The organism is Microbacterium sp. Leaf179 (assembly GCF_001423785.1).
In the GTDB taxonomy this organism is placed as follows: Bacteria; Actinomycetota; Actinomycetes; order Actinomycetales; family Microbacteriaceae; genus Microbacterium.
Window position 1 is genome coordinate 79,615 of record NZ_LMPH01000003.1, and the last position, 13,792, is coordinate 93,406.

Genomic DNA, 13,792 nt, shown 5'->3' on the forward strand with positions numbered 1-13,792 from the left:
TCTGCTCCTGAAACGGCCCCGCACCAGCTCCGGCTGGGCGGGGCCGTTTCGCGTTTCTGCGGCGTTCGTCCCCCGTTGAGTGTCCAGGACACGCCGTTGTGCCTCGGGCAGTGGCGGCGTGTTCTGGACACTCGACGGGTTGTGGCGCTGGGGCGGGGTCGGGCAGGGCTCGGCTGGGCCGGGCTCGGCTGGGCTGGGCGCGGATGCGGCCTGAGCGCCGGGGCGGGCCCGTTCGCGTTTCCGCGGCGTCGATTCCCCGTTGGGTGTCCAAGACGCGCCGTGTGTGCCGGTGCGGGGGCGGCGTGTCGTGGACACTCAACGGGGTTGTGGCGTTGGCGGCTCGGCGTGGGCGCGGCGCTGGGGGCTCGACGGGTGCTGCAGCGCGAGCGGTGGGCTCAGCGCGACTCGACGACGCAGACGACGCTCATGCCCGGCTCCAGCGCCTCGAACACGTGCGGAGCGTCGCCGGGGTACGAGAGGTAGTCGCCGGGGGACAGCTCGTAGGGGGCGTCGGCCGGGCCGATGAGGCCGCGACCGGTCACGAGCACGACGTGCTCGACCGTGCCGCGGGGGTGGGGCTCCGACAGACGCGGCGTGCCGGGCTCGGCGCTGAGCAGGTAGATGTCGCGCCGGGCGTGCGGCGGGCTCGCCGACAGGAGCACGGCGAGATAGTCGGATGCCGAGGACGACACGGCCGCGGTGGCCTCACCGGCGCGGATGAGCGTGGGGGAGCGCACACCCTCGTCGACGAGCACCGCGAAGGGCACCTCGAGGGCCGTGGCCAGCGCCCAGAGCGTCTCGACGCTGGGATTGCCTCCACCGTTCTCGAGCTGCGAGACCGTCGCTTTCGCGACGCCTGCGCGGCGGGCGAGCTCCGACACGCTCAGATCGCGTCGTTCGCGCTCGCGACGCAGGGTCGCGGCGATGCGGTCACTCAGATCGGTCATGCGTTCATTATGCTCAACGATCGTTCGACTTGACGAACGCCGCTCGAGCGTTCACGATGTTGACCATGCGTTCGTTCTACCGAACACCCGAGGGTGTCGCCGCTCGCCAGGGGCTCGCCGTCGCGCTGGCGACGAGCGCCTACGGCGTGTCGTTCGGCGCCCTGTCGGTGGCCTCCGGACTCGACGTCTGGCAGACGTGCGTGCTGAGCCTGCTGATGTTCACGGGCGGATCGCAGTTCGCGTTCGTCGGTGTCATCGCCGCCGGCGGCGCGGCCGCCGCTCCCGCCGCGATCGCGTCGTCGGTGCTGCTGGGCGTGCGCAACGCCGCGTACGCGATGCGGATGGCTCCCGTCGTGGCGGGCGGATTCTGGCGCAAGGCCGGCGCGACGCAGTTCACGATCGACGAATCGGTGGCCGTGGGCCTTGCGCAGTCCATGCCGCGCGCACGCCAGTGGGGGTTCTGGGTCACCGGCGTCGCGATCTGGATCGGCTGGAACATCTCGACCCTCCTGGGAGCACTGCTCGGCGACGTGCTGGGCGACCCGCGCACATACGGCCTCGATGCGGCCGCGGCGGCGGCGTTCCTCGCGCTGCTGTGGCCCCGGCTGCGGGGGCGCGAGCCGCTCGCGGTGGCCGCGGGTGCGGCGGTCGTCGCCGCCGCCCTCACCCCCGTGCTCATGCCGGGCATCCCCGTCATCGCCGCCGCGGGCGTCGCGGTCGCGGTGGGGCTGTTCGATCCGCGCCGCCCCACGTCCGCTCCCGGAGTCGTCGCCGAAGAGAAGGGGATGCCATGACCCTGTGGACCGCGGTGCTCCTGGCCTCGGTGATCTGCGTCGCCCTGAAGGGCGTCGGCTACCTCACTCCCGCGCACTGGCTCGAGGGACCCCGCCCGGCGCGCATCGCCGATCTGCTGACCGTGGCACTGCTGTCGGCGCTGGTGATCGTGCAGACGATGGCTGTGGGCTCGGAGATCGTCCTCGACGCGCGACTGCCGGCCGTCGCGGTCGCGGCGCTGCTGCTGTGGGCGCGCGCCCCGTTCCTCATCGTGGTCGTGGCGGCCGCGGTCACCGCGGCGCTGCTGCGCCTGTGGGGGTGGGCGGCGTGACCGGGGGTTCTCTCGGCGCAAAGGCGCCGCGCCTAAACTGACGCGATGAACTCTGGCATCCTGCGCATCGTCGGTTGGGTCGTGGCGCTGCTGGTCGGCGCCTTCTACGGGGCGGCCGGCACGGTCGCGCAGGCGTACCGCCTCGGGCCCGTGCCGCTGGGACTGATCCTGGCCACGATCGGCAGCGCGGCGCTGTTGATCGCGTTGCGCGTGCTGACGGGGGACCGGATCAACGCGCTGGCCGGCGGGTTCGGCATCTCAGCGGCGACGTATCTGTTCTCGCAGGTGGGTCCCGGCGGGTCGGCCATCGTCTCAGCCCCCACCCCGGGCACCGAATGGATCCCCGTGGTATGGACGATCGTGGGCCCGGCGCTGATGGTCTTCGTGGCCTTCTGGCCCGACTTCTCGCACCTGAAGCAGCAGCCCGCGGTCGGCACGGGCGCGAACGCGACCCCGGCCACGACCGCGCGGTGACGCCTCAGGGGTCATCGGCGGCCGCGCGGCGAGGCCGGTCGCTTCTGCGCGATTAGACTGGGGTCGTGACTTACGTGATCGCCCTCCCGTGCGTCGATGTGAAGGACCGTGCCTGCATCGACGAATGCCCCGTCGACTGCATCTACGAGGGCGAACGATCGCTGTACATCCACCCCGACGAATGCGTCGACTGCGGTGCGTGCGAGCCGGTCTGCCCCGTCGAGGCGATCTACTACGAAGACGACCTGCCCGAAGAGTGGTCCGATTACTACAAGGCCAACGTCGAGTTCTTCGACGACATCGGCTCGCCCGGTGGAGCGGCGAAGGTCGGCGTGATCGCCAAGGACCACCCCGTCATCACCGCGCTTCCCCCGCAGGCTCACTGAGCCGTGGGCGTCGCCGACCTCGCCGACTACCCCTGGGACGCCGTCGCCCCGTACGCGGAGCGCGCACGGCGGCACCCCGCCGGCATCGTCGACCTGTCGATCGGTTCGCCCGTCGACCCGACGCCCCACGTCATCGCCACCGCCCTCGCCGACGCGACCGACGCCCACGCCTACCCGCAGACGGCCGGCACGCCGGCGCTGCGCGAGGCGATCGTCGAGTGGTACGCCCGTCGCCGCGGAGTCCCGGGCCTCACGGCCGCGAACGTCCTTCCGACGGTCGGGTCGAAAGAACTGGTGGCACTGTTGCCGCTGCTGCTGGGCCTCGGTCCTGGCGATGCCGTCGTGCACCCGCGCGCCGCGTACCCGACCTACGAGGTGGGTGCCCGTCTCGTGGGCGCCGAGGCCGTGGCATCCGATGATCCCTCCGAGTGGCCCGCCCACACGCGTCTGGTGTGGATCAACTCGCCGGGTAACCCCGACGGTCGCGTGCTGTCGGCGGCGGAGTTGACGGATGCCGTGACCCGGGCGCGCGAGCTCGGCGCGGTCCTCGCGTCCGACGAGTGCTACGCCGAACTCGGGTGGGACGCACCGTGGGACCGCGAGCGGGTGCCCAGCGTGCTCGACCCGGCTGTCGTGGGCGACGACCTCACCGGTGTGCTGTCGGTGTACTCGCTGAGCAAGCAGTCGAACCTCGCCGGATACCGCGCGGCATTCCTCGCCGGTGACGCGGCCCTGGTGGAGCGACTGCTGACCGGTCGCAAGCATCTCGGTCTCATTCCTCCGGCCCCCGTGCAGCGGGCGATGACCGTCGCCCTGGGCGACGATGCGCACGTCGTCGAGCAGCGCGAGCGGTACGCGGGTCGGCGGGCGATCCTCAAGCCCGCGATCGAGGCCGCGGGTTTCACGATCGACCGCAGCGAAGGTGGGCTGTACCTCTGGGCGACCGAGGGCCGCGACGCGTGGGAGAGCGTGGGTCGGCTGGCCGACCTGGGCATCCTGGTCGGGCCCGGGCACTTCTACGGCACCCACTTCCCGAACCACGTGCGCTTCTCGCTCACGGCGACCGACGAGCGGATCGCCGCGGCGGCGGAGCGGCTGGCTCCGTAGCCGAGTCGGTGCGAACCTCGCCGCTGGGTCGATTCCCCACGGGATCGCCGGGCGCGCCGTTCCGGAGCGTCGGCTCACGTCGTCGATCACGATCTACCGCCCCCATGAGGAGGATCCCTCCCTTCGATGGGGGCATCCTTTGGCGATGTCATCTGTAGGCGCCCCGGCCTACTAGGCTGTAAAAGCAGTGCGTTCGGGCAACCCTCCGGGCGTGCGCCGACCCGGACGCCGCCCCGCGGCATCCCCGGTTCGGGAAGATCGCGGGTGCCTCCCGCCCTCGCGGTCGACAAGTGGGCGACCAGAAATCGCAAGGAGGCGCGGTGAGCGACGTGGGTACGCAGCAGGACAAGGCCACCCTCACGGTAGGGGGCACCACCGCCGAGTTCGCGGTTCTTCGGGGCACCGACGGCATCCCGAGCATCGACATGGCGTCGCTGACCAAGCAGACCGGGCACACGGCGCTCGACTACGGCTTCGTCAACACCGCGTCGACGAAGTCGGACATCACCTACATCGACGGTGATCAGGGGATCCTGCGCTACCGCGGATACCCGATCGAGCAGCTGGCCCAGAACAGCACCTACCTCGAGGTCGCGTGGCTGCTCATCTACGGCGAGCTGCCCTCGGCATCCGAACTCGCATCGTTCGACGAGCGCATCCGCCGTCACACGTTGCTGCACGAAGACCTGAAGAGCCTGTTCTCGTCGCTTCCGCCGACCGCGCACCCCATGTCGGTGCTGTCGGCGGCGACCGCGGCCCTCTCGACCTACTACGAGGCCGAGTCCGACCCGCACAACCCCGAGCACGTCGAACTCAACACCGTGCGCATGCTCGCGAAGCTCCCCGTGATCGCGGCCTACGCGCACAAGAAGAGCATCGGGCAGGCGTTCCTGTACCCCGACAACTCGATGAGCTTCGTCGACAACTTCCTCAAGCTGAACTTCGGCGTCATGAGCGAGCCGTACGAGATCAACCCCGTCATGACGAAGGCCCTCGACCTGCTGCTGATGCTGCACGAGGACCACGAGCAGAACGCGTCGACCTCGACGGTGCGCCTGGTGGGCTCCACCGGCGCCAACCAGTTCGCTTCGGTGTCCGCCGGCATCCAGGCCCTGTCGGGCCCGCTGCACGGCGGCGCCAACGAGGCCGTGCTGCAGATGCTCGGCCGCATCCGCGACTCGGGCGAGAGCGTCGAACGCTTCGTGGAGCGCGTGAAGAACAAAGAAGAGGGCGTCAAGCTCATGGGCTTCGGCCACCGGGTCTACAAGAACTACGACCCGCGCGCCAAGCTGGTGAAGGGCGCCGCCGACGAGGTGCTCGAAGCCCTCGGCGTGAGCGACCCCCTGCTCGACCTCGCGAAGGAGCTCGAGCAGATCGCCCTCGAGGACGACTACTTCAAGGAGCGTCGCCTGTACCCCAACGTCGACTTCTACACCGGCGTCATCTACAAGGCGATGGGCTTCCCCACGCGCATGTTCACCGTGCTCTTCGCGATCGGACGCCTGCCCGGCTGGATCGCCCAGTGGCGCGAGGCCATCAGCGACCCGCAGACGAAGATCGGCCGCCCGCAGCAGCTGTACACGGGTGCCGCGGTGCGCGACTACCCCGGCATCGGCTGACACCGGCCCTCGAACGCCCCGTCCCTCTCGCGAGGGGCGGGGCGTTTCGTCTGCCGGCGGGGAGGTGCTGGCTCTCGGCGGCCTGGAAGCGCGTCGGTGCGGGTGTGGCCGAGGCAACCGGTGAGTGCGGCGGGGCGCGGCGGCGAGACCCCGGCGCCGCCTCGCCCATAAACGCTGATCGTGCGGATAAACGCGGTGTCGTGGCGTTTATGCGCACGATCAGCGTTTATGGGCATGATGCGGACGCCGCGCGGGCGCGGGGGACGGACGGATGCCGCGCGGCCGTGGCGGCGGGACGGATGCCGCGTGGCGGGCGACGCGACACGCGGTGCGGTGCGGCGTCGGGCGTGCAGCGCCGCGCGTGCAGCGCCACGCGTGCAGCCTCAGGCGTGCAGGGCCTCGTTCAGCGTGACGCCGACGCCGGCGCGGGCCGAGACCTCGACGGCGCCGGTGAGGGAGTTGCGGCGGAACAGGATGCCGTCACGGCCCGACAGCTCGCCGGCCTTGACCGTCTCGTCGCCGACCCGCACCTTGGTGCCGGCGGTGACGTAGAGTCCGGCCTCGACGACGCAGTCGTCGCCGAGCGAGATGCCGATGCCCGCGTTGGCGCCGAGCAGGGTGCGCGCGCCGATCGAGACGCGGTGCGTCCCCCCTCCCGAGAGCGTGCCCATGATCGAGGCGCCGCCGCCGATGTCGGTGCCGTCGCCGATCACGACGCCCTGCGACACGCGCCCCTCGATCATCGAGGAGCCGAGCGTGCCGGCGTTGAAGTTGACGAAGCCCTCGTGCATCACGGTCGTGCCGGGCGACAGGTGGGCACCCAGCCGCACCCGCGAGGCGTCGGCGATGCGCACGCCGGCGGGCAGCACGTAGTCGGTGAGGCGCGGGAACTTGTCGAGCCCCTGGATCTGGATGCCGTGACGCTGGAGCGAGGGACGGAGCCGCGCCGCGTCGTCGGGGTGCATCGGACCGGCGCTGGTCCAGGCGACGTTCGGCAGGTGGGAGAAGATGCCGTCGAGGTTGATGTCGTTGGGACGCACCAGCAGGTGCGACAGCGCGTGCAGACGCAGGTACGCGTCGGCGGTCGACGCCGGTGCCGCGTCGGCGTCGATCGTGAGGGCGACGGCCTCGACGACGACACCCCGGCGCTCGTCGGCCCCGGCCGTCTTGTCGAGGTCGGCCCGCTCGGCATCCAGGCTCTCGGGGACGCCCAGGACCGGCCGGGGGAACCACGCGTCGAGCACGGTCCCCTCGAGGGTGCGGGTGGAGAGGCCGGCAGCGCTGATGCGTCGTTCGTTGCTCACACGTCCAGGCTAGCGGGGGTGCCGCCTGTGGGAGGATCGGGGCATGGCCGCCCTCGACCTCACTTCCTCGTCCGTCGACCTCACCCGTGCGATCTGCGACATCGCCAGCGAGTCGGGGGACGAGACCACCCTCGCGGATGCCATCGAGGCCGCCGTCTCGGCCTACGGGCACCTCGAGATCATCCGGGACGGCGACACCGTCGTGGCCCGCACCCAGCTGGGGCGCGACCGACGCGTCGTCATCGCGGGGCACATCGACACGGTCCCCATCAACCGCAACCTGCCGGTGGAAGACCGCGAGATCGACGGCGAGGCGTTCCTCTGGGGTCGCGGCACGGTCGACATGAAGGCCGGCGTCGCCGTGCAGCTGAAACTCGCCGCGGAGCTGGTCGCACCCCCCGTCGACATCACGTGGATGTGGTACGACCACGAAGAGGTGGACTCGTCCCTGAACGGTCTCGGCCGTCTCTCGCGCAACCGTCCCGACCTGTTCGCCGGGGACTTCGCCATCCTCGGGGAGCCGAGCAACGGCGAGGTCGAGGGAGGGTGCAACGGCACGCTCCGCGCGCTCGTCCGTACAGATGGCGTGCGCGCGCACAGCGCGCGTTCGTGGATCGGCGAGAACGCGATCCACAAGGCGGCCCCCATCCTCGCCCGCCTGGCCGAGTACCGCGCCCGCGAGATCGAGGTCGAGGGTCTCCTCTACCGGGAGGGCCTCAACGCCGTGCGCATCTCGGGCGGCGTCGCCGGCAATGTCATCCCCGACGCGTGTGAGGTCGAGGTCAACTACCGCTTCGCGCCCAGCCGCGATGCCGAGGCCGCCGAGCGCGTCGTGCGCGACGTGTTCACCGGATTCGACATCGAGATCGTCGACGTGGCGGAGGGCGCCCGACCCGGGCTCGACGCGGCCCTCGCGCAGGACTTCGTCACGGCCGTGGGGGCGACCCCGAAGCCCAAGTACGGCTGGACCGACGTCGCTCGGTTCTCGGCCCTGGGCATCCCCGCCGTCAACTACGGCCCCGGCGACCCGCACTTGGCCCACCACGACGAGGAGCGCGTTCCGCTCGGGCAGATCGACGCGGTCGAGCGGGGTCTGCGGGCGTGGTTGAGCGGGTCGTGACCGCCGAGGTCACGGCATCCCCGTCCGTCCGCGGATGGGAGCGGCTACCCGTCGCCGCACGGATCGCCCTCGTCTACGTGATCGCGCGCGTGATCACGACCGGGTTCTTCATGGTGACGGCGGCCCTGTCGGGACCGGCGTCGCGCTACGGCGTGGCCCCCTCGTTGGGCGAGCTCGCGCTGGGCTGGGACGCCCAGTGGTACTGGCTGGCGGCGGTGTCGGGGTACCCGGCCGACCTTCCGCTGGCGGCCGGGGGTCACGTCGCCGAGAACGCGTGGGCGTTCATGCCGCTGTACGCCTACCTGTCGGCGGGCCTCGGCGCGCTGCTCGGGTCGTGGGGCGCGGGGGCCGTGGCCATCTCGCTCGCTTCGGGCTACGGCGCGTGCGTCGTGCTGCACGCGCTGCTGCGGGAGCGCATCGGCGCCTCGGCGGCGATGTGGGCGGTCGTCTTCTTCGCGTGCGGCCCGCTGGCCGCGCTGTTCCAGGTGGGGTACGCCGAGGCGCTGTTCCTGTTTCTGCTCTTCCTCGCCCTGCGCTGCGTGCAGCTCCGACGATGGGGCTGGCTGTACCTGCTCGTCCCGGCGATGGGGTTCACGCGCCCGGGCATCCTCGCCTTCGCGCTGTTCCTCGCCCTGCTCGGCATCCACCGCTTCCTCCGTCGCCGCACGGAGCCGCTGCCGAGACGCGACGTCGTGCACATCGTGGCGCTGGGGGCGCTGTCGACCCTCGTCGGGTTCGCGTGGCAGGGCATCGCGACGATCGTCACGGGCGATCCGGGCGCCTACCTCGCCACCGAGCTCGCGTGGCGGCGCAACTGGCTCGGCGATAGCGGGGGGCACTTCGTCCCGATCGACGGGTGGGTGCAGGCGGCGGGATTCTGGTTCACGCAGTGGGGGCTCGGGCCCGTCGTCGGATACGTCGTACTCGTCGTGCTCATCGTCGGCGCCGCGGCCGCGTTGCTGCTGCTGCCCCAGGTGAAGCGGCTCGGCATCGAGGTGCGCCTGTGGTCGGCGAGCTACCTCGTGTACCTGCTGCTGGTCTTCTTCCCCCAGTCGAGCATCTTCCGTCTGCTCGTGCCCGTCTCGCCGCTGTGGGGGGCGTTCGCCGTGCCGACCTCGCGCGCCTGGCGCATCGGCGTTCTGGCCCTGTCGCTCCTGGGGCAGTGGTGGTGGATCTACAACATGTACGGGCTGGCCAACACCTTCTGGCAGATTCCGTGACCGTGCAGGATGACGTACTTCGCCGCACGGGACGACGGCACTCGCGGCTTACCGGTAAACTCCTAGGTAGACCAACGACGAAAAGGGGGCCGCGATGGCAGCCATGAAGCCGCGTACCGGCGACGGACCGATGGAGGCCGTGAAGGAGGGCCGGTTGATCATCGTGCGCGTGCCGCTCGAGGGCGGCGGGCGTCTCGTCGTCTCGGTGAACGACGCCGAGGCGAAGGAACTCCACGACGTACTCGGCGGTGTCGTCACGGCGTGACGCATCTCCACGAGTGAAGGCCGGTCCCCGCGGGGACCGGCCTTCTTCGTTCGGGCGACGCTCAGGCGTCGGTGAGGCGCGTCGTCAGCTGCAGAAGGCCCTCTCCCGAGGTCGACAGAGCACCGATGACGGCGGGGGAGGACTGCACCTCCTGGATGAGCGAGCGGTACGCGGTCGTGACGGCGTCGCGGCGCACCGGATCCGCCACCGCACCGTGCGACAGAACCCGCGGAATCAGCACCGTGCCGCCGGCGCGGACGAGCCGCAGGCCGTGCTCGACGTACTCGATGACGCCCTCGGGGTCGGCGTCGATGAAGACGATGTCGTACGAGGCCTCGTTCATGCGCGGCAGCACGTCCGACGCGCGGCCCGTGATGAACCGGGCGCGGGCCGCGGGCACGCGGGCGTCGATGAACGCGGCTCGAGCGGCACCGAGGTGCTCGGGCTCGCTGTCGATCGTGGTGATCGTGGCGCGGGGAGACCCGTGCAGCAGCCACAGGCCCGACACGCCGCCGCCGGTGCCCACCTCGACGATGTTGAGGGCACGGGACGCGGCCGACAGCACCGCCGACTGCGCGCCCACCGCGGGGCTGATGGGCGCCGCTCCCAGTTCGAGGGCGTGCGCGCGCGCCCGAGCGATGTGCTCGGGCTCGACCGTCGACTCCTGTACGAACCGTTCGTTCGCCTGATAACCGCTCACGTGGACCTCCTCGATCAGGCTAGACGGCCCGAGCGCGCTCCACCCCCAGGCGCGGCCGGTAATCTGTTCCCATGTTCTTCGGGCTCACGATCGAGAAGCTGATGCTGATCGGCGTGATCGCCGCCGTCCTCGTCGGCCCCGAGCGCCTTCCCCGCTATGCCGAGGCGCTCGCGAAGTTCACCAAGCGCGCCAAAGAGACGATGCAAGGGGCGCGCTCGCGCATGCGCGACGAGATGGGCCCCGAGTTCGACGACGTCGACTGGAAGAAGCTCGATCCGCGTCAGTACGACCCGCGCCGCATCATCCGCGAGGCACTGCTCGACGACACTCCGACGGCCACGATGCGTGCGGCCGGTGCGGCCGCCCTCGCGGCGCGCGAGAAGACGACGGTGCCGCCGTTCGTCGCCGGCGAGCGCCCCCCGTTCGACGACGAAGCGACCTGAGCCCCTCTTCGCGTTCCCGCGCGGCCGTGCCGCCGGAGCGCACGACAGGGCGGCATGCCCTGTGTCCGCAGCGGTGGACGCCGGGTCAGACGCCGAGACGCAGCGGCTTGCCCGCCAGGCCCCGAGGGCGCACGGCGAGTGCGGCGGCCGCGGCGTCGATCGCCCGCGCGGCGGGGTCGTCGGGCTGCGAGAGTACGACGGGGCGCCCCTCGTCGCCGCCGGTCCGCAGAGCCGGGCTGAGGGGAACGGATGCCAGCAGGGGCACGTCATCGGTCTCGTTCGACAGAGCGCGGGCCACGGCCTCGCCGCCTCCGGAGCCGAACAGATCGAGCACCGTGCCGTCGGGCAGCGTCAGGGCGGCCATGTTCTCGATGACGCCGATCGGGCGCTGACCGGTCTGGCGGGCGACGAGGCCCGACCGCACGGCCACGTCGGCCGCGGCCGCCTGGGGGGTGGTGACCACGAGCACGTCGGCGTGGGGGAGCAGCTGACCCACCGAGATCGCGACGTCGCCGGTCCCCGGGGGCATGTCGAGCAGCAGCACGTCGAGGTCGCCGAAGAACACGTCGGTGAGGAACTGCTGCACGGTGCGGTGCAGCATGGGACCGCGCCAGGCCACGGCACCCGCGGCCTCCTCGCCGGGGCGGCGCAGGAACATGCCGATCGAGATGACTTTCACGCCGTACGCGACGGGCGGGAGGATCAGATCGTCGAGGCGGGTGGGCGCGGGCGGCAGCCCGTCGGCGTCGACCAGGCCGAGAAGGCCCGGGATCGAGAAACCGTGCACGTCGGCGTCGACGAGTCCGACGCGCAGACCCCGGGCCGCCAGGGCGACGGCGAGGTTGGCGGTGATCGTCGACTTGCCCACGCCGCCCTTGCCGCTGGTGACCGCGATCACGCGGGTCAGCGAGTCGGGGCCGAAAGGCATCTCGCGCTTCGCGCGGCCCCCGCGCAGCTTGTCGGTGAGCGCGCGACGCTCGTCGGGCGACATCACGCCGACCCGCACCTCGACCGCGTCGACGCCGGCGACCGAGGCCGCGGCATCCCGCACCTCGCGTTCGATGCGATCGGCGGCCGGGCACCCCACGATCGTCAGCGCGATGCCGACGTCGGCGACACCGCCGTGCACCTCGATGCCGCGCACCATGTCGAGCTCCGCGAGCGGACGGCGCAGCTCGGGGTCGGTGACGGCGCCGACGGCGGCACGCACACGGTCGGCGACCTCTGTCGTCACGGCGTGGCCCGCGAGGGCTCGTCGTGATCGTCGAGGCGTTCGAGCGCGGCCTTCAGCTCGGCGCGCAGGCTGTCTTTCGTGATCACCTCGTCGGTGAGGTCACGCACCGCCATGCGCAGCGCGACGATCTCACGGGCGAGGTACTCGGTGTCGGCGAGATTGCGCTCGGATCGCTGGCGGTCCTGCTCGATCTGCACGCGGTCGCGGTCGTCTTGACGGTTCTGCGCGAGCAGGATGAGCGGAGCGGCGTACGAGGCCTGCAGCGACAGCACGAGCGTCAGCGCCGTGAAGCCGATCGCGGCCGAGTCGAAGCGCAGGTCGTCGGGGGCGAGCGAGTTCCACGCCATCCAGACCACGCAGAACAGGCTCAGCATCAGCAGGAACGCGGGGGTTCCCATCGCTCGGGCCACCCACTCGGTGAAGCGGCCGAACCTGTCGCGCGAGGGCTGGGGAGCGCGGGGCGCGAGCACGCGGACGCGACCGCGGGGGGCGTCCAGTGCGGGCTGGCGGTTGTTGCGTGCCATCAGCGCCTCCTCCGGGTCTGCGGGACGATCTTGGGAATGCTCGTGGTGGCGGTGGGTCTCGTAGTGACCTTGGGCCGCGGATCATCGCCGTCGTGGGTGCGCCAGTCGTCGGGCAGCAGGTAGTCGAGCACGTCGTCGACGCTCACGCAGCCGACGAGGCGGTGCGCCTGATCGACGACGGGGAGCGAGACGAGGTTGTAGCTCGCCAGCATGCGGGCGACCTCGGCGGCCGTCGCGTCGGAGGGCACCGGCTCGAGGGTGTCGTCGATGATCGCACCGAGACGCTCGTGCGGGGGGTACCGCAGCATGCGCTGGAAGTGCACGGTTCCCAGCAGCCGACCCGTGGGTGTCTCGTACGGCGGGAGGGTGATGAAAACGGATGCCGCGAGGGCGGGGTGCAGTTCGTGCCGGCGGATCAGGGCCAGGGCCTCGGCCACCGTGGCGTCGGCCGAGAGCACGATCGGCTCCGGCGTCATGAGGCCGCCGGCGGTGTCGGGGCCGTACTGCAGCAGCGCGCGCACGTCTTCGGCCTCGTCGGGCTCCATGAGATCGAGGAGCTGTTCGAGTCGCGTCTCGGGCAGCTGACCGAGGAGGTCGGCCGCGTCGTCGGGCTCCATGGCGTCGAGGATGTCGGCGGCGCGCTCGTCGCCGAGCTGCTCGAGGATGTGCACCTGCTCGTCTTCGGGCATCTCTTCGAGCGCGTCGGCGAGGCGGTCGTCGCTGAGCTCTTCGGCGACTTCGATCAAGCGCTCTTCGGGCAGGTCGAGCAGCGTGTTCGCCAGGTCGGCGGGCTTCAGCTCGGAATACGTCGCCACCAGCTGCTCGGCGGACTGGGCCTCGCCGGGGGTCTGGTTCTCGCGCACCTCGGTCCAGCTCGCGAACGTGGTCGCCCCCTTGGCGAAGGGCGAGGCGCTGGTGCGGGGACGGCGGAGGAAGAGCTGGCCCACGTCCCACTCGCCGAGTCGGTTGCGCTCGATCGCGACGTCTTCGATCACCGCGGTGCCCGAGCCGTCGACGAGGCTCACGCGTCGGCCCAGCATCTCGACCATCACGCGCACCTCGCCGCCGCGCTGCTGGAATCGCCGCACGTTGATGAGGCCGGTCGTGATGACCTGGCCGGCCTGAATCGAGGTGACGCGTCCGATGGACACGAACACATGTCGCCGGCCGGGGATCTCGACGACCAGGCCCACGACGCGCGGAGCGGCGGCGGCGCGGTAGATCACCACGACGTCGCGCACCTTCCCCAGACGGTCTCCCGCGGGGTCGAACACCGTGCAGCCCGCCAAGCGGGCGACGAAAACCCTTTGCGTGCTCACTGGACCAGCGTAGTCCGCCACCGCT

The 13,792-nt window shown here is 71.3% G+C and carries 16 protein-coding genes; 10 read left to right on the forward strand and 6 right to left on the reverse strand.

Features of this window, described 5'->3' with window-relative positions; translation table 11 throughout:
* Positions 1-395: 395 nt before the first annotated feature.
* Positions 396-947, reverse strand: a complete 552-nt coding sequence (locus ASF96_RS11875; protein WP_055939628.1) for a helix-turn-helix domain-containing protein — start codon at positions 945-947, stop codon at positions 396-398.
* A gap of 65 nt (positions 948-1,012) precedes the next feature.
* Here ASF96_RS11875 and ASF96_RS11880 point away from each other — a divergent pair, with 65 nt between their 5' ends.
* The 6 genes from ASF96_RS11880 (at position 1,013) to ASF96_RS11905 (ending at position 5,638) form a co-directional block, all read left to right on the forward strand.
* Complete coding sequence (locus tag ASF96_RS11880) at positions 1,013-1,741, forward strand: AzlC family ABC transporter permease (RefSeq protein ID WP_055940004.1); 729 nt, start codon at positions 1,013-1,015, stop codon at positions 1,739-1,741.
* Positions 1,738-2,052 (forward strand): AzlD domain-containing protein, encoded by a 315-nt coding sequence (locus tag ASF96_RS11885; protein WP_055939630.1) that lies wholly within the window; start codon positions 1,738-1,740, stop codon positions 2,050-2,052. The genes ASF96_RS11880 and ASF96_RS11885 overlap by 4 nt, the downstream gene beginning before the upstream one ends.
* A gap of 45 nt (positions 2,053-2,097) precedes the next feature.
* Positions 2,098-2,526: a DUF6113 family protein gene (locus ASF96_RS11890; RefSeq protein WP_055836215.1), complete on the forward strand. Its 429-nt coding sequence runs from the start codon at positions 2,098-2,100 to the stop codon at positions 2,524-2,526.
* A gap of 65 nt (positions 2,527-2,591) precedes the next feature.
* Positions 2,592-2,912, forward strand: coding sequence for a ferredoxin (gene fdxA / locus ASF96_RS11895; RefSeq protein WP_055836218.1), 321 nt, complete (start codon positions 2,592-2,594; stop codon positions 2,910-2,912).
* Positions 2,913-2,915: 3 nt separating this feature from the next.
* Complete coding sequence (dapC, locus tag ASF96_RS11900; RefSeq protein WP_055939632.1) at positions 2,916-4,019, forward strand: succinyldiaminopimelate transaminase; 1,104 nt, start codon at positions 2,916-2,918, stop codon at positions 4,017-4,019.
* A 320-nt stretch (positions 4,020-4,339) separates the two neighbouring features.
* Positions 4,340-5,638 carry a citrate synthase gene (locus ASF96_RS11905; protein WP_082509624.1) on the forward strand — a complete coding sequence of 433 codons (1,299 nt, stop codon included), beginning with the start codon at positions 4,340-4,342 and terminating at the stop codon, positions 5,636-5,638.
* 383 nt (positions 5,639-6,021) lie between these two features.
* Here ASF96_RS11905 and dapD read toward each other — a convergent pair whose 3' ends face one another.
* Positions 6,022-6,942 carry a 2,3,4,5-tetrahydropyridine-2,6-dicarboxylate N-succinyltransferase gene (gene dapD, locus ASF96_RS11910; protein ID WP_055939634.1) on the reverse strand — a complete coding sequence of 307 codons (921 nt, stop codon included), beginning with the start codon at positions 6,940-6,942 and terminating at the stop codon, positions 6,022-6,024.
* 43 nt (positions 6,943-6,985) lie between these two features.
* Between dapD and dapE the strand changes: the two genes are divergently transcribed.
* The 3 genes from dapE (at position 6,986) to ASF96_RS16560 (ending at position 9,547) form a co-directional block, all read left to right on the forward strand.
* Entirely contained in the window at positions 6,986-8,062 is a 1,077-nt protein-coding gene (gene dapE / locus ASF96_RS11915) for a succinyl-diaminopimelate desuccinylase (protein ID WP_055939636.1), read from the forward strand.
* Positions 8,044-9,282 (forward strand): hypothetical protein, encoded by a 1,239-nt coding sequence (locus ASF96_RS11920; protein WP_235560602.1) that lies wholly within the window; start codon positions 8,044-8,046, stop codon positions 9,280-9,282. Before dapE ends, ASF96_RS11920 begins: the two co-directional genes overlap by 19 nt.
* A gap of 94 nt (positions 9,283-9,376) precedes the next feature.
* Entirely contained in the window at positions 9,377-9,547 is a 171-nt protein-coding gene (locus tag ASF96_RS16560) for a DUF3117 domain-containing protein (RefSeq protein WP_070409703.1), read from the forward strand.
* Positions 9,548-9,608: 61 nt separating this feature from the next.
* On the opposite strand, the gene ASF96_RS11925 is transcribed toward ASF96_RS16560, so the two are convergent.
* On the reverse strand, positions 9,609-10,247 hold the full coding sequence (locus tag ASF96_RS11925) for an O-methyltransferase (protein WP_055836233.1): 639 nt from the start codon (positions 10,245-10,247) through the stop codon (positions 9,609-9,611).
* A gap of 71 nt (positions 10,248-10,318) precedes the next feature.
* On the opposite strand from ASF96_RS11925, the gene ASF96_RS11930 reads away from it, so the two are divergent.
* The gene (locus ASF96_RS11930) at positions 10,319-10,690 is read left to right on the forward strand and encodes a hypothetical protein (protein WP_055836236.1); all 372 of its coding nucleotides are present in this window, start codon (positions 10,319-10,321) and stop codon (positions 10,688-10,690) included.
* A gap of 85 nt (positions 10,691-10,775) precedes the next feature.
* Here the strand turns inward: ASF96_RS11930 and ASF96_RS11935 are convergent, their stop codons facing one another.
* The 3 genes from ASF96_RS11935 to ASF96_RS11945 are packed head-to-tail and all read right to left on the reverse strand — an operon-like array spanning position 10,776 to position 13,767.
* The gene (locus tag ASF96_RS11935; protein ID WP_055836239.1) at positions 10,776-11,924 is read right to left on the reverse strand and encodes an Mrp/NBP35 family ATP-binding protein; all 1,149 of its coding nucleotides are present in this window, start codon (positions 11,922-11,924) and stop codon (positions 10,776-10,778) included.
* Complete coding sequence (locus ASF96_RS11940; RefSeq protein ID WP_055939638.1) at positions 11,921-12,448, reverse strand: DUF1003 domain-containing protein; 528 nt, start codon at positions 12,446-12,448, stop codon at positions 11,921-11,923. Before ASF96_RS11940 ends, ASF96_RS11935 begins: the two co-directional genes overlap by 4 nt.
* The gene (locus ASF96_RS11945) at positions 12,448-13,767 is read right to left on the reverse strand and encodes a magnesium transporter MgtE N-terminal domain-containing protein (RefSeq protein WP_055836246.1); all 1,320 of its coding nucleotides are present in this window, start codon (positions 13,765-13,767) and stop codon (positions 12,448-12,450) included. The genes ASF96_RS11940 and ASF96_RS11945 overlap by 1 nt, the downstream gene beginning before the upstream one ends.
* Between the last annotated feature and the right edge of the window lie 25 nt (positions 13,768-13,792).